We start from the raw sequence: 19,792 nt of genomic DNA on the forward strand, positions 1-19,792 counted from the left end.
CGCATGATGTGCTGGCTGTACTGGCCTCATCGCTGGCAAGCCAGCTCCCACAGGTCTTGCACTGCCCCTGGGAGCACAGCCAATCCTGTGGGAGCCGGACTTGCCGGCGATCGAGCGCGCAGCGGTCGTAATCCAGGCGCCGCATGATGTGTTGGCTGGACTGGCCTCATCGCGGGGCAAGCCCGCTCCCACCCACTCCAGGCAGGTGCGCACCTATGACTCGTCATCGATGGGCGGGCCGCGACGTGCTTCCAGCAACGTCCTGGGCAAGGCAAACCCTTCAAAACTGCGCTGGGTGACCGGGTTGTTGGCCTTGTGCACACCGACGCGGTAGCGCATCAGGCCATCAGCCACGGTAAAGGTCAGGTCGACGCTGGTGTCGGTCCGGCCGTTGAGCTGGGCGCGGCTGAGCAGGCGAAACAACGACCAGGGCCCACGATAACTGAGGCTGGCGGTGTTGCCGCTGCTGTGCACCAGCGTCAGCTGGCTGGCGCTGGCACTGCTCAGGTCATTGGGCCAGACCAAGCCGGTGCGCTGTGGCGCGCCATGCCGGTAAGGCACCAACTGGCCATCGATGCTCAGCAGGCTGCTCAAGGCCAGGGGCTCGATGCTCAGTTGCACCGCCAGGTGGCCGCGGTTGTTGAAAAGGCACCCAAAGTGAAATGGCCAGAAGATCTGGATCTCGAATCACGGACGGCACCTTGAAGCCGCCTCCACGACCGGTACACATTCCAACCCCTACTCAGCGAAAAACGGAATCAGCTCCGGCGCATCTGACAGTCAAGCGCGTAGGAAGCCGTAGGACCCGTCTGAATTACCTCTCCTCTCTTGAGGCCTCAAGCCACACCCGCCTAGATTTCCCCCTGGGGCTTCCCGTGCAGCTCCAGCCCCAGGGCGCTATGCACATTAACGGCAAGGACGTCGACATCAATTGAAGGACCCACTATGGAATTTCGCAACCTGACGCCCTTTGCCGCGTTATGTTTCAGTGCGCTCGATACCCGGGGCAATGATTACCCCGTCGTGGTGATGAAGGTTGGCTATCGTCTGCAGCCCATCCCGGGCCAGCCAGGGCACTGCAGTGCCGAAGTGATGGCTGACGAGCCGATCCTGCTGTGCGCAGCCGATCGTTACTTCGGTGAACAGGGCCAGAGCAGCGTCTACGAAGAAAGCGACCTGGCGCCGTTCAAACCCCGCTGCGATGTGATCATCAACGGCCATGCCCACGCCCCCGGCGGCGAACCGACAACGTCCTGGACTGCTGGCATCCGCCTGAGCGCTCCATTGAGCGAACAGCCATGCACCGCACTACACGAAGCAGAACACCATGAGGCGCGGGGCATTCTGCTCGACAAGCACCTGCGCTTCAGCGGCCCTCGACACTTTGAGCATGGTCTGTTCAGCGGCTGGCGCTTGTCTGCTGCCGAGCCGGCCATCCGCGTGCCCTTGCGCTGGGAGTACGCCTTCGGCGGTAGCAGTGTGCTGCCCAACCCCGACTATCCGGACAATTGCGCCGAGCCGTACCTGCTCCATCAGGTCTGCTACAGCAATCCATTGGGCCGGGGCTGGATCGAAAAACGCCATGAGAAACACGCCTGGTCCATGGACGCGCCACTCCAGCGCCTGGCGGCCCCGCAAATCGAGGCGCTCGACAGGCCGGTCACCCACCTGCACGTCACCCACCATCCGGACGGCGACATCAGCGCCGCCGACATGGCCCAGCTGTCCGCCACCTACGGCTACTGCCCGGCAGGGTTTGGGGTGGTGGGCCGGGCCTGGGCGCCTCGCCTGGCCCTGGCCGGCACCTACGACAAAGCCTGGCAGAAAAAACCCTGGCCGGGGTTACCCGCCGACTTCGACTTTGCCTACTGGAACGCTGCCCCCGTCGACCAGCAAATCGCCTTTCTGCCCGCCAACCTTCGCATCGAACTGTTCAACCTTACCCCGCCTGCACTCAGCCACAACGGCCAACTCTGCGTGGAACTGCCCGAGCACCGACCCTTTGTGCTGATGCGCCTGCACAGCGGCGAGTTGCTGCCGCTGCCGCTATTCACCGACGCCCTGCATATCGATACCGATGCCATGACCTTGTCGTTGACTCACCGGATCAGCCTGCCCCGCCCGGACGACATTTGCGCACTGGAAGCCTGCTTCGATTTCGCCCCGTGCCCCCGTAGCTGAAAACTGCAAGCCAGCCTCTCCCGGGGCTTTTTCGTTTCTGCGCCGCTTTTGCAGTTCTGTGCGACACATCCCACTTCAGGTACTCCCGTACCAGCCCCTCTAAGTGGTAGCTTGGAAATGTTTTGTTGCACCCATCCTTTCTCATCATTTGCCTGCAAAGGAATGCCCCCCGCAATGAACTTCGCCCTGAAAAAACTGGCTGCGGCCACCCTGATGCTCGCTGGCCTGGCATCGATCACCTCGCCTGCCTATGCCAACATCACCCCACAGCAGAGCGCGGCCATTCTCAAGAGCTTCAGCGACGCTTCGGTCAAGGATTTCCGCCAGTTCCTGGCCAGTGTGGCGAAAAGCGAACTCGGCAAGGCCGACAAGCTCGACCAGAGCATCGCCGCCTTCCTGACCAACAAGCAGCTGACGGCTGAACAGCAGAACGAAATCCATCGCCTGCTGGGGATCTATGCCCGGCTGAAGTACGGCGATGCGGCCACCCAGACCCTGCGTGAACTGGTGGCTATTCCGACCTTCCGCGTCGACGGCGTCGATCAGCACGACAACCCCGAATTCATCAAGATCGCCGAGAAGATCAAGAGCCTGGCCCAGGCCTTCAACCTGAACTTTCGCAACATCGACAACCGTGTCTATGAAATTTCCCTGGAAGGCCAAGGCGATGAAGTGGTCGGTATTCACGCCCACGCCGACGTGGTGCCGGTGACGCCGGAGAACTGGGTACTCAAGGACGGCACCCGTCTCGACCCGTTCAAGGTCACCCTGGTTGGCGATCGCATGTACGGTCGCGGCACCGAAGACGACAAGAACGGTATCGTCGTGGCGATGTACGCCATGAAAATCATCAAGGAAGAGAAGCTGCCGCTGGCACGCAACTTCAAGCTGCTGGTCGATACCACCGAAGAGACCACCGGCGACGCCATCCCCTACTACTTCGAGCGCAACCCGACGCCTAATTACAACCTGGCACTGGACGGTGGCTACCCGGTGGTGATTGCCGAGAAAGGCTACGGCACGGTCATGGCCAGCTTTGCCCGGCGCGCAGGCGATGGCCAAGGCGCTGAAATCACCACCCTGACCGGCGGCCTGGCCACCAACCAGATCCCTTCGACCTCGGTGGCGACCCTGGTGACCGACAAGCCCGCCGAGCTGGCTGCCACCCTGCAAAAAGCCGGCGCTGAGTATGCCAAGGCCAATGGCGGCAACTTCGAGGTCAGCGCCAAGGTCGATGGCAAGGACGTCAAACTGACCGTCACCGGCGTCTCGGCGCACTCCTCTGAGCCTGAGTCCGGGGTCAACCCGGTGGCGCGGATGCTCGACTTTATCAACAGCCTCGACGGCAAGGTCGCGCTCAAGCACAACCACATCACCGACGCCGCCCGCTACGCCGCCGACAACTGGGGCCTGGACTACCTGGGCGGCAAACTGGGTGTCGGTTTCTCGGACAAGTTCATGGGCCCGCTGACCACCTCGCTGACCTACGTCGGCCTGGACGACAAGGCCTTGAAACTGGCCGTCAACCTGCGTGTGCCTAAGGGCAAAAGCCCGGAAGCCCTGAAAAGCGAAATCGCCGGCAAGCTGGACGCGTGGAGCAAGCAGAGCCGCATCACACCGACCTTCGACTACTCGATCGCCGAACCGATGTACCGCAACCCCGAGGGTGAATGGGTCAAGGCGCTGCTGGCAGTCGCCAGCGAAAACCTGGGGATGAAGCAGGAGTTCGGCACCTCCGCCGGCGCCACCTCGGTGCATGAACTGCCCAACGGCGTGCAGTTCGGCCTGGCCATGCCCGACGTCAAGTACACCGGGCATAACGACAACGAGTTCAAGACGGTGGAGCAGTTCCTTCTGGACCTGCAGGTCGTAACGGAAATGATGGGGCGTGTGGGACAACTGCCCAAGCTCTGACACGTCCGGCGGGCCCGCTGTTGTAGCGGGCTCGCCGGGTTGATCGGCTTACGCCGCTTCTTCAGCGCTATCACACCACTTGCAGGTTATGATCCACCACCGCCCCTCCATGGATTGGATCAAACATGCAAAAGACCTCGCCCCGGCCAAGATTGCTCAGGGCCACACTGCTGGCAGTGTCTGCACTGACCCTCGCCAGCATCAGTGGCTGCCTGACCAGCGAGCTGTATGAGCCGCGGGCCAGCGACGAAGTCTATACAGAGCAGGTAGGCCAGCTCTATGTGACGGCTGACCAGAAGAGCTTTGTGGTGCTGGGCAAAAAGTACCACTACTTCATCCTGGTCGAACCCGAGCTATTGCAGGCGATTCGCTCAGGGCTGCATGCCAAGATGCAGGCCGAGTTTCTGCCGGTCCACGTCAGCATGTATGAAACCCTGGACGGCGAATTCGAACTGAAGATCCCCGGGCTGGGGCAACTTGCAGCAGGCGAGGTCAACGAGGCAAAAGCGCTGGGCTTCGTGGCATCGGCGCACCAGGACGCCCTGCTGCATCGCTACAAAATTCAAGGCAGCCGCTTCAAGTCCAGCAAGGACATCAGCGCCCTTCAGGGCAGTGCGCTGAACAGCACCTATCCCCTTCAGGTTTCGGCCTACCGAAAAAAGAGCAAGGTCACTCAGGTACTGCTGACGCCGGTCACCGTCACTGCTGACGGCGTGCTGATGATCCTCACCGCGCCGCTGCTGCCGGTGGCGTTCATGGCGGCTCAACCGTTTCGGGTCAAATAGCGGTTGCACACGCCAGTGATATCATTTTGATGTCAACTCATTTACCATCGCCGCGCCCTTCTGCGTGGCCCCGCCTTTTTTGTCGCTGCAAGGTCCAGCCCGCACGCAAGCGAAGCACACAAAACACCGTTAAAGGAATGAACCGTGAACCCCGTGATGTTCCGCAAGACCCTGCTCGCCCTGGCCGTAACCGCCACTGCCTTGCCCGCCCTCGCTGAAACTGTCCAGCTGACCAACGCCGGTTTTAAAAGCGAGCACCAGCGCTACAGCGGCAATCTCGAGATCAACGGCGCCTATACCGGCGGCAGCGACGAAGATGCCATCGAGCTCAATGGCTCGAGCATCGAGAAAGACCTGATTCTCAACGCCACCATCAACAGCACCGGCAACTTCGCCGGCGGCGTCGACATGGACGTGTGGGAAGGCACGCAGCCGTGGGTCGCCAACAGCGTTGGCGGCGACGTGATCAACAAGGGCAGCATTTCCGCCATCGGCGGTGGCGCCAACGCGCTGATGATCGACCCGGCGAAGATCGGCGGCAGCGTCATCAACGAAGGCCTGCTCTACGCAGAAGGTGCGCCACTGAACGACGACGGCGGCCGCGATGTCGCCCGCGCCGTGGACTTCTCCGGCTCTTCGGTGATCAAGGGCGACCTGCTCAACGCCGCCGGCGGCAAGATCATCGCCAAGGGTGAAGATGCCAAAGGTATCAACCTTGAAGGCGGCGAGATCGTCGGCAAGGTCATCAACCGCGGCCTTATCGAAGTCACCGGCGCAGGCGCCACCGCCATCGACGCCACCACCAGCGGCTCGGGCGCGTACACCGACATGGTCGACCTGGCCGGCATCGAGAACCACGGCATCATCATTGCCAGCGGCGACGATGCCGAGGGCATCCGCATCGACGGCGCCAGCTTCACCGGTATGAACAACCACCTGGTCAACACCGGCACCATCCGTGCCGAAGACGCCGCCATCGCCATCGGCTTCAGCGACTTCGACAGCCCGGGCGCCCAGCCCTGGTACAAAGAAGAAGGCGATTTCAACATCTTCAACAGCGGTTCGATCATTTCTGCCGACGAGGCCATCGACGCCTCGGAAAGCAACCGCCCGGTCGAGCTGATCCTGCGCAAAGGCAGCGTGATCGTCGGTAACCTGATCGACCTGAGCAACATCGAAATCGAAGGCGACACCTCGTTCACCGGTACCGACAGCCGCGCTGACGGCGCCAACATTCGTATGAAGGACGGCGGCTGGATCGATGTCGGCAGCGTCAGCGACAACCTGAAAACCACCCTGACCTTCGAAGCCCCGCACACCAGCATCGACGGCAACCTGTACGTCGCCGGCAATTCGGCCCTGGGCCTGAACCTGAGCAGCGCCACCGACGCCAACACGGCTGTGCTCAAGGTCAGCGGCACCACCCAGTTCGGCCAGGGCGCCCAAGTGCAGCTGGCGGCCAAAGGCGAAGACTTCAATGCCAACGGCAGCACCTACAAACTGATCGAAGCCGGCCATATCGAACTGCTGGGTGCCGACGGCGAAAGCGTCGACCCGAACGGCAAACTCAACCTGGTCAGCAGCTCGGCGCTGCTCAAGGTCGACAGCTTCACCGTCGACAACAATCAGGTGGTGGCCGTGGTCACTGGCAAGGGCAAGGAAGAAGTCGAGCAGATCATCACCAACCAGGGTGGTTCGTCCAACAGCCAGAAAGCCCTGGGCAGCCTGACCGCCGACGGCATGATCGGCAAGCTGGCCAGTAACGACCCGTTCAAGCAGGCCCTGCTCAACGCCGACGAAGCCCAGGTCGCCAAGCTGGCCTCGGAACTGACCCCGGAAACCAATGGCGGCGCCACCCAGGCCGCCACCACCAGCCAGAACCTGGTGAGCAACGTCACCGGCAGCCGCACCAGTTCGCTGCGCGGCGCCTCCTCGGGCGAGGGCTTCAAGGAAGCCGGTGTCTGGGTGCAGTCGCTGTACAGCGACGCCAGCCAGGACCTGCGTGACGGCGTTGCCGGTTATAACGCCTACAGCCGCGGTATCGCCGTGGGTGCCGATGGCAAGCTCAACGACAACCTGACCCTGGGCCTGGCGTACAGCTTCATCAACACCGACGTGAACGGCAAAAGCGGCAACCAGACCGAAGTCGACAGCCATGCCTTTACCCTCTACGGCGGGTTCGAGCACGGCAACTACTTCGTCGATGCCAGCCTGACCTACGGCTTCAACGACAACCAGAGCAAGCGCAGCATTGCCGGCACGCAAGCCAAGGCCGACTATGACAGTGACCTGCTGGGCCTGAACCTGATCGGTGGCTACACCTACCACATCAACCCGCAGGTACTGGTCGAGCCGCGCCTGGCGGCCCGCTACAGCCTGGTGAACATCGACGGCTACCGTGAAAAAGGCTCTTCGGCAGCGCTGAAAGTTGAAGACCAGCGTTACGAAGCCATCGAACTGGGTGCAGGCCTGCGCGTGGCCGGCAGCATGGCCCTGGGCGCCGGTACCCTGGAGCCGCAAGCCAAGCTGATGGCGTATCACGACTTCGCCGCCGACGAAGCGAAAAGCACCTCGACCTTCCTCCTCGGCAGCACACCGTTCGTGACCAGCGGTGCCAAGGCGGCGCGTGATAGCTATGAAGCCGGCGTGGGTGCCGACTACAAACTGGGCGCGGTGACCCTGGGCGTCAACTACGACTACATCGGCAAGTCCGGCTTCGATGCCGACGTGTTCTCGGCGAAAGTGCGTTACGACTTCTGATGAGCAAACGTCTTGCCGGCCCACGCCCGTGGGCCGGCGTCTGGCGAACCGTGGGGGCGCTGCTGGCCAGCGCCCTTCTCTGTGCCTGCCAATCCCCCTATCAAGCGCTGCAACAACTGGCTGAACAGCACGGTCGACACCTGGAGGTTGTGCCGGGGCAGCCGTTCCCGCTCGCCATGCTGGCACCACCTGACCAGCGTGCAACCGAGCGTCTGCGGGTGTACCTGGAAGGCGACGGCCATGCCTGGGCCACGGCCAGCCAGCCGAGCCTCGACCCAAGCCCGCGCAACCTGCTGGTGGCGCGACTGGCGCTTGAGGATCCGACCCCGAATGCCTACCTCGCACGGCCTTGCCAGTTCGTCACCGCAGCAGGCTGTAGCTCTGCGCTGTGGACTGATCGACGCTTCTCCCAGGAAGTGGTCAGCAGTCTCAGCCAGGCGCTGGACCGGCTCAAGCAGCGCGTTGGCAATCGCGAGTTCGAGTTGGTGGGGTATTCAGGTGGCGCGGCGTTGGCGGTGCTGCTGGCCGGGCAACGGGACGATGTCACGCAGATCCAGACCATCGCCGGCAATCTTGATCCAGGCTTATGGGTACAGCTCAAAGGCTTGTCGCCCCTGAACGGTTCGCTGGACCCGATGGTCTATCGGGACCGCCTGAAATCATTGCCCCAGCGCCATCTGCTGGGTGGTCGCGACGCGGTGATTCCTGGTGACATCGTAAGCAGCTTTCGCGGCAATCTGCGGTCGAGCGACTGCAATCAACGGGTGATCATCCCTGCCGCGACGCATGAGTCAGGCTGGGAGACTGCGTGGAGGGTTTGGCGAAGCCAGGCGATCGACAGGTGCAATCAACTACAGGGCCTTGAGCCGCACATCCCAACCAGCTTTTGAGCGTCCAGGCACCATCGCCGCAGTACCCTGTCGACTCCAGATACACCGCGCTCGGACATCTGCCGCGATAAAACTATTTCTCCTCGCGGCGACGTAGCACCCGAGAGAGATTGGAATTTTCATGGCGATTCTATATTTCGTAATGATCTAGATAACTAGTATTTCTGACAGTGGCCAGTAAATTCTGGATGAATTCACAATGAACCTTACTGGCAGGGATGTTGTGGCAGATTCCATAAATGCTGCCACACATAGAGGACGTGAGGACTATGAGTTCCAACCGACGGACGAAATAGCGACCGAGCAAACCTACTTCGCGGGGAACCCGAAGGATAAAGCGGCGAGCAGAACGCCCCCTGGGACGGACAGCATCCGTGCAAAGTTTGAATGGAGCACGGGAACATTAATTAAAATGCCAAAGGTGACAAGATGCTGACTATTTCGGTAAAGGGGATCCCGAGCAATACGCACGAGCCTGAGGTGGTCACGATGATCGTGCAGAGATTCGTGGGCAAAAAATACGCAATTGAAACGACGAAGGTGGAGCCGGACGAGGCGGAGTATAGAGTACGAAGCGACGACAGATTGAAGCAAGATCCGACGATGGCGGCGGATATCCGCAAAGAGCTGGGTCATTGGGTAATGTCAATTGGATGCTACGGGGTTGAGGACCGCGACCGGATCGAAGTCACCGTCACTGAAGCTTACGATAAGGAGTATGACGAAGCCCCGCAGGAGGCGTTTGCCAAATCAGCATCCCCCGGCATATTCGGACCAACCGGCACAGCGTAGCAGTCGAACAGAAGTGTTGGAGCCCAAGAAGCTCGGGCGAATCGCCCATAGGCCAACCGTGTCGATGGGGTGTTCGGTCGCGAAAGGTAACCACGGATTATCTGATAGTTACAGGCATACGAGATGCAATGCCCCGCAGAGCGAAGCGTGCCGTGCCTGGAACCACATTTCCGGTTCAACATCTCGCGCAACCGTCACCAATACCGCAACTCGCCTGCCGCACGGAGCGCATGACTTTACCCAGGCGGCCCACCGTGCGCGATATTCCGCCATGCGACACTTCCCTCTGGCGAGATCTGGGTGTCGCGCGCGCTCGTAAAGCCGGCAGAGTTCCAGGGCATGGTGGGTGAGTGCGCGGTGCCACGGCGGTGCCCCCCTCAGCCGTAAAAACAAAACCCATCCAGTCAAAGCCTTTTAAGTTTCGGTTCTGCCGCAGTGAGTCTTGGGTGGTCGTCCATCAACGTCCACCGTGATCCGCGCGAGGCACAGGATGGAACTGCGGGCACAGGCGCTTCCGGCTGCTGGATAATGGCTGCCGACCTCCGCTTTCTGTCCTGCAAGCGACGCCCGGCGAACTCAATCCCGACGAATCACCACCACCGCATCCAACATGACAACAACCGCTCTGCCGTGAGTGGCGCTACAGCTCATGCTGTACACCCGCCCTTCACACGACACCGACATCAGCGTGGCACTGAACAGCAATTGCTCTGAGGCCGCCACCAGGCGTAATGCGCGCATCTCGGCATGCATCACCGTGTATTCCACGCAACGCTGGAACTCATGGGCCAACAACTGCGACATCACTTCGCATAGCCCGGACAGGACGGCTGACACAGGCCACATCGGGTGGTCCGGAAAATGGCCGGCACAACGTTCTGCCGAGTAATCCACGCTGCAAGCAGTGATCGCATGACGCTTGAGCGAAAGCACGAGCAATGGAAACATTCGCCGGTATGGCGAACGCGTTGCTGGAGAACAACCGGCATTGCCATGGTCGGCAAATGCGAGATCGAAGACTTGCGCAGGTAAAGCTTGGTAGCTGACGGTGAGATCGGCACTGACCACACCCGCAGTCAGCAGTTCAGCGTTTGCCTCTACGCGCTTACCGGAGCGTGCTGACACCCGTGCACGTGCAGCAATCAGCATGGCGCGATCTGCATTCAGCCCAGCCCTGTGCATCGTCCAGATCGCATGATCAGCCAAATAATGGACACGCTCATCCGGATGTTGGGCCAGGGCAGCCGCGCAAGCGCCGAGCGTGGACAGGTGACGAATGCATTCGGACAGGGTTAGAGGTCCCGCCTCAGCACCGAGGGGCTGCTCAGGTTTGAAATTTCCCCAGATGTCCCAATCAGCGTCTGCCGTCTGGTAGAGGGTGTCGAATGCAAAATAGGGACGCTGGACCGCCATCCTCTCGACCATCGGGTCAACACCGACAGTCACTCGAACCTTCGTGCTGGCGGGCAAAGCAATCAAGTCCATCGAGACTCATCTCCAAGTGTCCCAGCTCTGGAACCACCCTGAGCTGTCGTGACACCCGGAACGATACGGCGCTCAACGATTTGCCGATACTGACAAAAATGACAGTCGCCTAACCCTGCGGGTACTGCTCAATCCGCGCGCGGCGCATGACGAGGCTTGTTCTGTTCCTGCCTAGCTTCGGTCCCTGCTGATGCCGAGTGCCCGCCCCGGCGCGTCCTGCAACGCACGCTGGAGCAAATCCTCGCCCACCCCCCCTTCCGGGGAGGCTTGACCAGCGTCGCTTTCAGCTCGATGTCCAACAGGCTCGGGCTATTGAGCAATTGCTTGATCACTCTGCCAAGGACATCCCGGGAATCGCTGAATTGGTTGATCGACCGCTGCCTTGGCCCGACTGGATTTTCAGGTTACCAAGCACCTAATTCGCAAGAAAATATGTCCAGGCGACCGGCCAGCCTTGCCAGTGTCATGTCGTTGAGTGACACGCCAGAGCCTTGGCTGAAAGCATTAAGCAAAGCCACGATGCCCCACGCCCTCGCCCCTTCAGATTTCACCCCGTCGCACCTCTTGCCCTGTTGGCAGCCAAAGGACACGCGCAGGAAGCGAACAAGATCGGTGAAATCGTGAAGGACATTCAGAGAAAGATGGACCGCATCGCGGTAGATACGGATGCTCAGATCACCAGCAGGCATTAACCGCCGCCTGCGCCTGGCGAAGGCTACAAACAGGAAAGCCCCCAACGATCTTCGTCCAATTCTGTCGCTTCGCAAGAATGCGGCGCTATTGTTTGAACGTCAGAGAACTGGAGCACCCAATCTACGCCAGGCTTGGGACGATGGATGCTGATCGTCTTGTGCTTCCAGTCGATCGACTTGAGCAGCCCTTCCACCGTTTCGCCGACCTCAAGCTCAATTTGGATGCGCTCACGAGTGCGATACAGATTCAGGCGAGCCAAGTTCAAATTGTTCATGCGCTACTCACCTCATCACTCAAAAGTTCAGAACCAGACAGCGCACCAGTAAATGCTATCTGCCTGATGATATGTTCATGAGCCAACGCCATTGGACGTTGCTATCCGCCCGTACCTACTCCTGATAGTCAAGACAGCGGCATACCCGCCTAGCAGCCTGCAGAGCATTTAACAGAATCACCCTTACGCCACCTTCATCCATCTCCTGCAAAGGAAATCCAAATTGCTTCAGCTCCTTCAGCACGCCGTCAAATGAAGGAACGCCAGAACGGTTCTGGCTGAGACGTTCGTATAAGCCTCTGATTTCATCGTCGCCCATTGATGCCCCCAATGTAACAAATGTCCAACCCGTTAACCCGCAGCCATACCTGCTCACATTTTCCGATCCAACGACATTGGCATAGACACTACTTACGCGAAGCAGCAGCTGTCTACTGAGAAAATTGATAGTTCTCTGTCGGCATGAAAGCGTGAGTCGCGCTGCACGCAACAGGTGCAGTTGCTGATAGTACAGACCTGGTTCTGCCCCCTTGGCGAACCAGTGCATTCAGTTGTTCAGAGCGAACCCGTCGTGTATTTCACCAAAAACAGGAGGAATTTCCATGCTAAATACATAACCTTATCACCACAAAACACATCGTCGATACCTATCATTTTTGCCAGTAGATTTGCCGACACTATAGATCAACAATGCAAAGGCCCATCCCAATGCTGGCTTAACCTCAGGCTGTCAGTAACGCTTAGCATAGAGAGTAATTATTACAACCACCTCTAAAGCCATGAATTGTATTTTTTCACTCCCACTATCCATGGAGCACTTGCCTTGTCTTTACCCTACCGCGTTAGCACCCTGAAAAACATTATTCTAGCACTGTGCGTTTTCGGCACGATGATAGAAAACATTAACGCAGAAGCGCGTTCAGAGACATGGCAAATTGTCGTTGACGCCGGAAGCAGCAAGACACGCGGGATTCTTTATAAATTATCCTCTGACACTATTACTCCCATTGTGGAATACAGCACTAAAAACCCATTGGCCAGCCATGTGAATTTTCCTGAAAATGCAGACACCCAGCTCATAAGCCCTTTGCTTGACGCATTGATTAAGCTCGCCGATGACAAAGGATATACCCTGGAAAAAAACAATGTCCTCGTGAGCGTTCTCGGAACAGCAGGCATGCGCGAGTTGTCTCCATCTCAGCAACTATCTATTTATCAGTCTGTCAACGAGGCAATCCATGGCAAGGGATTAATGACAGGTCAGGTGCGTACGATTGAAGGATGGGAAGAAGGGGCATTCGCTTGGGTACACCTTAATTACTTAATAGGACTTACAGGGTCTGACAAGACCCTAGGGATAATTGAGATGGGCGGAGCCTCAAGCCAGATTACTTTTGCCAGCAACGATCCGCAGACTGACACCACCCATACTGTACAGTGGAATAAACAAACCTATCATATTGTGAGTGAAAGCCTGCTTGGCCTGGGTGCTAATGAGACCAGACTTGCTATGGACAGGGTACAACAGCAAGATCAGAGTTGCTACCCCGAGGGCTTATCCACGCCAGGCTCATTTAACTTCACCGCGTGCGACAGTACTTATGACAAAGCCATTGCGACTAATGGCAAATCTGAAATCCAGAAGCTCGAACACATTGTCAACTCAAACGACTTCAGTCACACCCACTTCATCGGCTTGAGCGCACTTTACTACACACTCAACTTTTTCAACAATGACACACCAACCCGACAGACATTAAAACATGGAATTACGCACAGCTGCGAGAGTTACAAATACATTGAAGACGCCATCAAGAATGACAGTTCAAAAGACAAATACCAGCCAGAAAACAAATGTGCAAACGGGGTATTTGCTTATAACATCCTCTACGACCACCTAAACTTGAAAGATGGACAAATTACAGCGCTAAAGAAAATTGAAAACATGGACATCCGGTGGACCGAGGGCTACTTGTTAATTAACAAGTAAACCTACCAGCATGGCCGTTCGCCTCTGGATGCCGAGCGGAGTAAGCCAACGTGTTTCAGCGTGCCCGGCGTCAGTTCACACGATCATTACCGTACGCCTGCAGTACGCATGGGGCGACAACCAACGGGGTGTCACTGAGCCGTGGCGTCCCGAAGGGGCGACGTAACCGTGGCCAGCAATGAGTACCCATGCCAGGGAAATGCAACTGAAACAACGAGACTTGAACGTACTGGCCTGCACTGGATGTCAGCGCTTTTGCGCAGAAACGAAAAAAGGCCCCGAAGGGCCTTTTTTCTATCACTACAGCACTCTGCTGAATGCTGAAGCGCCATATTTGGAGCGGGAAACGAGACTCGAACTCGCGACCCCGACCTTGGCAAGGTCGTGCTCTACCAACTGAGCTATTCCCGCGTCGTGATGGGGGCTATTGTAACGATTCAATAAATCTCGTCAAGCCCTTGATTCAAAAAAGCTTTATTTCTGCTCCGAGCCTTCGCGCAGGTGCGGCCAGGCGGCGCGCAGGTAGTGCACCATCGACCACAGGGTCAGGCCGGCCGAGATCATCAGCAAGGCGTAGCCCAAAATCACCCAGAACGTCAGCACCGGCGGGTTGGCCAGCAAAATCACCAGGGCGAGCATCTGCGCCGCGGTCTTCCACTTGCCCAGGTTCGACACCGCGACGTGCGCCCTCGCCCCCAGCTCGGCCATCCACTCGCGCAGGGCCGAGACCACGATCTCGCGGCCGATGATCACCGCCGCCGGCAGGGTCAGCCAGAAGTTGGCGTGCACTTGCACCAGCAATACCAGGGCCACGGCGACCATCAGCTTGTCGGCTACCGGGTCGAGGAAGGCGCCGAACGGCGTGCTCTGCTGCAGGCGACGGGCCAGGTAACCGTCCAGCCAGTCAGTGGCCGCGGCGATGGCGAAGACACTGCTCGCTGCGATATAGCTCCAGTGATACGGAACATAGAACAGCAAAATGAAGATCGGAATGAGCAGGACGCGAAGAACGGTAAGCAGATTTGGAATATTCATCGGCACAACTGGCTGCAAAGTGAGCAGGCATTCTACTCGCTATGCAGGTTGGCATAAATCGACTCGGCAAGCTTTTTACTGATTCCCGGTGCTTTGGCGATTTCTTCGATGCTGGCGCGGGTCAGTTCCTGCAGGCCACCGAAGTGCTTGAGCAGGTCGCGGCGGCGTTTCGGGCCGACGCCGGCGACGCCTTCGAGGGTCGAGGTGCGGCGCGTCTTGCCACGGCGGGCACGGTGGCCGGTAATGGCAAAGCGGTGGGCTTCGTCGCGGATCTGCTGGATCAGGTGCAGCGCCGGTGAGTCGCCCTTGAGGGTGAACTCGTGGGCCACGTCATTCAGGTACAGGGTTTCGAATCCGGCCTTGCGCGTGGTGCCCTTGGCCACCCCGAGCAGGATCAGGTCGGGCACCGCCAGTTCCTGCAGCACCTCACGGGCCATGTTCAGCTGGCCCTTGCCGCCGTCCACCAGCAGCACGTCGGGCAGCTTGCCCTCGCCGTCCTTGAGCCGGCCAAAGCGCCGGGTCAGGGCCTGGTGCATGGCCGCGTAGTCGTCGCCCGGGGTCACGCCTTCGATGTTGTAGCGCCGGTAGTCGGACTTGAGCGGCCCTTCCGGGCCGAACACCACGCACGAGGCCACGGTGGCTTCGCCGCTGGAATGGCTGATGTCGTAGCATTCCAGGCGTTGCGGGGTTTCATCCAGGGCCAGGACCTGGGCCAGGGCCTCGAAGCGTGAAGCCATGTGCTGACGGTTGGCCAGGCGTGCGCTCAGCGCCTGCTCGGCGTTGGTCACCGCCAGTTGCTGCCAGCGCGCACGGGTGCCGCGCACTCGGTGGCTGATGGTCAGGTCACGGCCGCGCAGGGTTTCGATGGCAGCGCTGATCGCGGCGAAATCCTCGTGCACCACGTTGACGATCAGTTCGCCCGGCAGCTCGCGCTCGGCATTGCCCACGTAGTACTGCGAGAGGAACGCGGCCATGACCTCGGCCACCTCCTCCTCGATGCCCACTTGCGGGAAGAAGTTCTTGCTGCCCAGCACCCGCCCGCCACGCACGCTGATCAGGTGCACACAGGCGCCACCGGGATTGACGAAGGCTGCGACCACGTCGACATCGCCGCTGCCGCCTTCCATGCTCTGCTGGTCCTGGACCCGGCGCAGCAAGGCGATCTGGTCGCGCAGCTCGGCAGCCTTCTCGAACTCCAGGGACATGGCCGCCTGCTCCATCTCGGCGTTCAGCTCGTTGGTCAGCTGGTGGCTGCGGCCTTCGAGGAACATCACCGAGTGGCGCACATCGACTGCGTATTCCTCCGGCTCGACCAGGCCGACACAGGGCGCCTTGCAACGCTTGATCTGGTATTGCAGGCACGGCCGGGTACGGTTGCTGTAATAGCTGTCTTCGCACTGGCGGACGAAGAAGGTCTTCTGCAGCAGGCTCAGGCTCTCGCGGATCGCTCCGGCACTGGGGTACGGCCCGAAATACTTGCCCTTCTGTTTCTTGGCCCCACGATGGATGCCCAGACGCGGGTAGTCGCCATCGGAGAGAAACACATAGGGGTAGGATTTGTCGTCGCGCAACAGGATGTTGTACGGCGGGCGCCATTCCTTGATCAGGGTCTGCTCGAGCAGCAGCGCCTCGGTCTCGTTGGCGGTGATGGTGGTCTCGACCTGGACGATGCGCGCCACCAGGGCAGCCGTCTTCGGCGCCAGGCCAGTCTTGCGAAAATAGCTGGCGAGGCGCTTCTTGAGGTTCTTGGCCTTGCCCACATACAGCAGCCGGGCCTCACCGTCGAACATCCGGTAGACGCCCGGGCGACCGCTGCAGGTCGCCAGGAATGCGCTTGAATCGAACACAGGTGTCATGAGTGCGCTCAGAGACTGGCGTCAACCATGCCGTGGCGGACGGCCAGCAGCGTCAGCTCGACGTCGCTGGTGACCGAGAGTTTTTCGAAGATCCGGTAACGGTAAGTATTGACCGTTTTCGGTGACAGGCACAGCTTGTCGGAGATGATCTGCACCTTCTGGCAGCCAACGATCATCAGCGCGATCTGGATTTCCCGCTCCGACAACGCATCGAACGGCGAGCCTTGCGGCTGGAACGACTTGAGTGCCAGCTGCTGGGCGATCTGCGGGCTGATATAGCGCTGGCCGGCAAACACCAGGCGAATGGCCTGGACCATTTCATCGAGCCCTGCACCCTTGGTCAGGTAACCGGCGGCGCCGGCCTGCAACAGGCGGGTGGGGAACGGGTCTTCTTCACAAACGGTCACCGCCACCACTTTCACGTCCGGGTGGCTGCGCAGCAGTTTGCGCGTCGCCTCCAGGCCGCCGATACCGGGCATTTTCACATCCATCAGGACCACGTCGGGCTTGAGCTCGCGCGCGACCTTCAGCGATGCCTCGCCGGAGTCGGCCTCGCCCACCACCTGCAAGCCATCGATATCGGCCAGCATGCGCGTGATGCCCGTACGCACCAGATCGTGGTCATCGACCACCAGCACCCTAATCAAGCAGACACCTCGCACTGCGGCGGTAATTGGATCCCGCCACCTTAGCAAAAAATATAGCCGTAGACCTAACGGAACACGTCATTTGCCTGACGTCATTTTTTCACTTTCCTGACAGGCGCCCATACATCCCCCGCTCATAGCCACCGGCCCTTACCGGCGGGCGCTGGCCACGCTCGGCAAGGCTGCCCAGCAATTGCTGGACGGCAACCTGGTCGGCCGCCTGCAGCAGGCGAAAGCTGCCGAGCAGCTGTTCTTCCTCAGCGCTCAGGCTGCTGTGCTCAACCGGGGTATGCACCCCGCTCAACACATACAACGCATCGACCCCACGCGCCGCCACGGCGGCCAGGTAGTCGGCCTTGGGGGTGCGCTCACCGCTTTCGTATTTGCCCTGGGCGTTGGGCTCTACCCCGCCGATATCGCCAAAGGCGCGCTGGGTCAGGCCCAGCCGTTCTCTTTCTTCCCTGATACGCGAACCGATTCCATTCATCTGTCTGACATCTCTTATCCAGCATCCGGATGGATGAGCACACAGCCTTCAATGGCGTGCCTCGAACGAAGCCCGAACTATGCCGCGATCAGGTCCGCTGCACAAGTCGAAGCCCGCTCTACCTGTCCGGGATTGTCAGGACAACCGCCGAGACGGTTACGGATCTCGCCCGCAGTTCTTACACAGCGCACTAATAAGCAAACAACTTCCGTTAATAGCTAAAGTGCCATCACCTGGCGACTATTAGCGTTGGAACACAACAGCTTACGGATAATAAAGAAGCTCAAGAGAACATGCAAAATGCCCGTCAAAAAAACCATGAAAATCGCCAAAAGCCATTGAGGCAACGGCTTTCTGACGCCATTTTCACGGCAAAATGTTGATGTCGGATTTTTGACGACGAACTAATAACAAACTTTATCTTGTTGATTTATAACGGTTTTTTAACTTTAACACAGCGATTTTAAACTTTATCCAACTCAAAGTTAGAGACAGCTTGCCGAAGTTAAAAAAACTCCCTTAGGATGTAATAAGACAACGAAAAACGCCTGCATCGCCTCCTTTTAGCGCGCTGCTTTTTCTTGCGCGTCTGCCGCGTCGACTATGCCGTTTAACTGACTATCTCGGTCAGCTTTTGCTGAACCTTGGGAGAGGGAACTATGAATATCAGTATCTTTGGATTGGGTTATGTGGGCGCTGTCTGTGCCGGTTGTTTGTCCGCTCGTGGGCACCAGGTGCTGGGCGTGGATATTTCGCCGGCCAAGATCGACATGATCAACCAGGGCAAGTCGCCCATTGTCGAGCCGGGCCTTGAACAGTTGCTGCTCGACGGCGTGCGCCACGGCCGCCTGCGCGGCACTACGGATGTCCAGGCCGCCGTGCTGGCCACCGAGATGTCGCTGCTGTGCGTCGGTACCCCGAGCAAGAAAAACGGCGACCTGGACCTGGTCTACATGGAAGCGGTATGCCGCGAAATCGGCACCGCCATGCGCGACAAGGCCAGCCGCCACACCGTGGTGGTGCGCAGTACCGTGCTGCCCGGCACGGTGAAGAACGTGGTCATCCCGATCCTCGAGCAAAGCTCGGGCAAGCGCGCCGGCATCGACTTCGGCGTGGCGGTCAACCCCGAATTCCTGCGTGAAAGCACCGCGATCCAGGACTACGACTTCCCGGCCATGACCGTGATCGGCGAGCTGGACCCGCAATCGGGCGACCTGCTGCAGTCGCTGTACCAGGGCCTGGACGCGCCGGTGATCCGCAAGTCGATCGAAGTCGCCGAGATGATCAAGTACACCTGCAACGTCTGGCACGCGACCAAGGTCAGTTTTGCCAACGAGATCGGCAACATTGCCAAGGCTTCCGGCGTCGATGGCCGCGAGGTGATGGATGTGGTCTGCCAGGACTACAAGCTCAACCTGTCGCGCTACTACCTGCGCCCCGGCTTCGCCTTCGGTGGCTCGTGCCTGCCCAAGGACGTGCGCGCCCTCACCTACCGTGCCGGCCAGCTGGACGTCGAGCACCCGCTGCTGGCCTCGATCATGGCCAGTAACCGCAACCAGGTGAAGAACGCCTTCGAGCTGATCACCCGTCAGGACAAGCGCCGTATCGGCCTGCTGGGCCTGAGTTTCAAGGCCGGCAGCGATGACCTGCGCGAAAGCCCGCTGGTGGAGCTGGCGGAAATGCTCATCGGCAAAGGCTACGACCTCACCATCTACGACGCCAACGTCGAGTATGCCCGGGTGTTCGGCGCCAACCGCGAGTACATCGAGTCGAAGATCCCGCACGTTTCGTCGCTGCTGTGCAACGACCTGCAGCAGGTGATCCGCGAAGCCGACGTGGTGGTGCTGGGCAACAACGATGACCGTTTCGCCCAGGCCCTGGATGCCAGCAGCGACAAGCAGATCATCGACCTGGTGGGCTTCATGGCCCACGGCAGCGATGCCCAGCGTGAGGGTATCTGCTGGTAAGGCCCCGTCCTCCAGCAGAGAGCACTCCAGCCAGAA

The 19,792-nt window shown here is 59.4% G+C and carries 16 protein-coding genes, 1 tRNA gene and 1 pseudogene; 8 read left to right on the plus strand and 10 right to left on the minus strand.

Features of this window, described 5'->3' with window-relative positions; all coding sequences use genetic code 11:
* Positions 1–213 precede the first annotated feature (213 nt).
* Positions 214–645: pseudogene (locus ABM562_RS13430) on the minus strand (type VI secretion IcmF C-terminal domain-containing protein); the annotation flags it as partial.
* 300 nt (positions 646–945) lie between these two features.
* On the opposite strand from ABM562_RS13430, the gene ABM562_RS13435 reads away from it, so the two are divergent.
* The 6 genes from ABM562_RS13435 to ABM562_RS13460 all read left to right on the plus strand — a co-directional run bounded on the left by ABM562_RS13435 (position 946) and on the right by ABM562_RS13460 (position 9,322).
* On the plus strand, positions 946–2,181 hold the full coding sequence (locus tag ABM562_RS13435) for a DUF2169 family type VI secretion system accessory protein (RefSeq protein WP_460422301.1): 1,236 nt from the start codon (positions 946–948) through the stop codon (positions 2,179–2,181).
* Between the two features lie 174 nt (positions 2,182–2,355).
* Complete coding sequence (locus tag ABM562_RS13440) at positions 2,356–4,095, plus strand: dipeptidase (protein WP_134063093.1); 1,740 nt, start codon at positions 2,356–2,358, stop codon at positions 4,093–4,095.
* A gap of 125 nt (positions 4,096–4,220) precedes the next feature.
* Entirely contained in the window at positions 4,221–4,880 is a 660-nt protein-coding gene (locus ABM562_RS13445) for a hypothetical protein (protein WP_460422303.1), read from the plus strand.
* Between the two features lie 156 nt (positions 4,881–5,036).
* Positions 5,037–7,640, plus strand: a complete 2,604-nt coding sequence (locus ABM562_RS13450) for an autotransporter family protein (protein ID WP_460422371.1) — start codon at positions 5,037–5,039, stop codon at positions 7,638–7,640.
* On the plus strand, positions 7,637–8,530 hold the full coding sequence (locus ABM562_RS13455) for an alpha/beta hydrolase (RefSeq protein ID WP_460422373.1): 894 nt from the start codon (positions 7,637–7,639) through the stop codon (positions 8,528–8,530). The genes ABM562_RS13450 and ABM562_RS13455 overlap by 4 nt, the downstream gene beginning before the upstream one ends.
* Before the next feature lie 429 nt (positions 8,531–8,959).
* Positions 8,960–9,322 carry a hypothetical protein gene (locus tag ABM562_RS13460; protein ID WP_460422305.1) on the plus strand — a complete coding sequence of 121 codons (363 nt, stop codon included), beginning with the start codon at positions 8,960–8,962 and terminating at the stop codon, positions 9,320–9,322.
* A 576-nt stretch (positions 9,323–9,898) separates the two neighbouring features.
* Here ABM562_RS13460 and ABM562_RS13465 read toward each other — a convergent pair.
* The 4 genes from ABM562_RS13465 to ABM562_RS13480 form a co-directional block, all read right to left on the minus strand.
* A complete protein-coding gene (locus ABM562_RS13465; RefSeq protein WP_460422306.1) occupies positions 9,899–10,807 on the minus strand; it encodes a hypothetical protein in 909 nt (302 codons plus the stop codon).
* A gap of 404 nt (positions 10,808–11,211) precedes the next feature.
* On the minus strand, positions 11,212–11,496 hold the full coding sequence (locus ABM562_RS13470) for a hypothetical protein (protein WP_460422308.1): 285 nt from the start codon (positions 11,494–11,496) through the stop codon (positions 11,212–11,214).
* A 26-nt stretch (positions 11,497–11,522) separates the two neighbouring features.
* Positions 11,523–11,774, minus strand: a complete 252-nt coding sequence (locus ABM562_RS13475) for a hypothetical protein (RefSeq protein ID WP_460422310.1) — start codon at positions 11,772–11,774, stop codon at positions 11,523–11,525.
* A gap of 115 nt (positions 11,775–11,889) precedes the next feature.
* A complete protein-coding gene (locus ABM562_RS13480) occupies positions 11,890–12,093 on the minus strand; it encodes a hypothetical protein (protein WP_460422312.1) in 204 nt (67 codons plus the stop codon).
* Positions 12,094–12,597: 504 nt separating this feature from the next.
* Between ABM562_RS13480 and ABM562_RS13485 the strand changes: the two genes are divergently transcribed.
* Complete coding sequence (locus ABM562_RS13485) at positions 12,598–13,764, plus strand: hypothetical protein (RefSeq protein WP_460422313.1); 1,167 nt, start codon at positions 12,598–12,600, stop codon at positions 13,762–13,764.
* Between the two features lie 335 nt (positions 13,765–14,099).
* Here the strand turns inward: ABM562_RS13485 and ABM562_RS13490 are convergent.
* The 5 genes from ABM562_RS13490 to ABM562_RS13510 form a co-directional block, all read right to left on the minus strand.
* Positions 14,100–14,175: transfer RNA gene (locus ABM562_RS13490), tRNA-Gly, on the minus strand.
* Positions 14,176–14,238: 63 nt separating this feature from the next.
* Complete coding sequence (gene pgsA, locus ABM562_RS13495; RefSeq protein WP_010221879.1) at positions 14,239–14,799, minus strand: CDP-diacylglycerol--glycerol-3-phosphate 3-phosphatidyltransferase; 561 nt, start codon at positions 14,797–14,799, stop codon at positions 14,239–14,241.
* 32 nt (positions 14,800–14,831) lie between these two features.
* Positions 14,832–16,655 carry an excinuclease ABC subunit UvrC gene (uvrC, locus tag ABM562_RS13500; RefSeq protein ID WP_115087169.1) on the minus strand — a complete coding sequence of 608 codons (1,824 nt, stop codon included), beginning with the start codon at positions 16,653–16,655 and terminating at the stop codon, positions 14,832–14,834.
* An 8-nt stretch (positions 16,656–16,663) separates the two neighbouring features.
* Positions 16,664–17,302, minus strand: coding sequence for a response regulator transcription factor GacA (gacA, locus tag ABM562_RS13505; RefSeq protein WP_010221877.1), 639 nt, complete (start codon positions 17,300–17,302; stop codon positions 16,664–16,666).
* Between the two features lie 100 nt (positions 17,303–17,402).
* On the minus strand, positions 17,403–17,789 hold the full coding sequence (locus ABM562_RS13510; protein ID WP_134063107.1) for a helix-turn-helix domain-containing protein: 387 nt from the start codon (positions 17,787–17,789) through the stop codon (positions 17,403–17,405).
* Between the two features lie 659 nt (positions 17,790–18,448).
* Between ABM562_RS13510 and ABM562_RS13515 the strand changes: the two genes are divergently transcribed.
* The gene (locus tag ABM562_RS13515) at positions 18,449–19,756 is read left to right on the plus strand and encodes a nucleotide sugar dehydrogenase (protein ID WP_115087171.1); all 1,308 of its coding nucleotides are present in this window, start codon (positions 18,449–18,451) and stop codon (positions 19,754–19,756) included.
* Positions 19,757–19,792 lie beyond the last annotated feature (36 nt).

This window comes from Pseudomonas sp. ZL2 (genome assembly GCF_054788455.1).

Bases quoted from the DNA above. Each gene is read 5' to 3' on its own strand.
- ABM562_RS13435 (WP_460422301.1), top strand. From the start codon at position 946: ATGGAATTTCGCAACCTGACGCCCTTTGCCGCGTTATGTTTCAGTGCG.
- ABM562_RS13440 (WP_134063093.1), top strand. From the start codon at position 2,356: ATGAACTTCGCCCTGAAAAAACTGGCTGCGGCCACCCTGATGCTCGCT.
- ABM562_RS13445 (WP_460422303.1), top strand. From the start codon at position 4,221: ATGCAAAAGACCTCGCCCCGGCCAAGATTGCTCAGGGCCACACTGCTG.
- ABM562_RS13450 (WP_460422371.1), top strand. From the start codon at position 5,037: ATGTTCCGCAAGACCCTGCTCGCCCTGGCCGTAACCGCCACTGCCTTG.
- ABM562_RS13460 (WP_460422305.1), top strand. From the start codon at position 8,960: ATGCTGACTATTTCGGTAAAGGGGATCCCGAGCAATACGCACGAGCCT.
- ABM562_RS13465 (WP_460422306.1), bottom strand. From the start codon at position 10,807: ATGGACTTGATTGCTTTGCCCGCCAGCACGAAGGTTCGAGTGACTGTC.
- ABM562_RS13470 (WP_460422308.1), bottom strand. From the start codon at position 11,496: ATGCCTGCTGGTGATCTGAGCATCCGTATCTACCGCGATGCGGTCCAT.
- ABM562_RS13475 (WP_460422310.1), bottom strand. From the start codon at position 11,774: ATGAACAATTTGAACTTGGCTCGCCTGAATCTGTATCGCACTCGTGAG.
- ABM562_RS13480 (WP_460422312.1), bottom strand. From the start codon at position 12,093: ATGGGCGACGATGAAATCAGAGGCTTATACGAACGTCTCAGCCAGAAC.
- pgsA (WP_010221879.1), bottom strand. From the start codon at position 14,799: ATGAATATTCCAAATCTGCTTACCGTTCTTCGCGTCCTGCTCATTCCG.
- uvrC (WP_115087169.1), bottom strand. From the start codon at position 16,655: ATGACACCTGTGTTCGATTCAAGCGCATTCCTGGCGACCTGCAGCGGT.
- ABM562_RS13510 (WP_134063107.1), bottom strand. From the start codon at position 17,789: ATGAATGGAATCGGTTCGCGTATCAGGGAAGAAAGAGAACGGCTGGGC.
- ABM562_RS13515 (WP_115087171.1), top strand. From the start codon at position 18,449: ATGAATATCAGTATCTTTGGATTGGGTTATGTGGGCGCTGTCTGTGCC.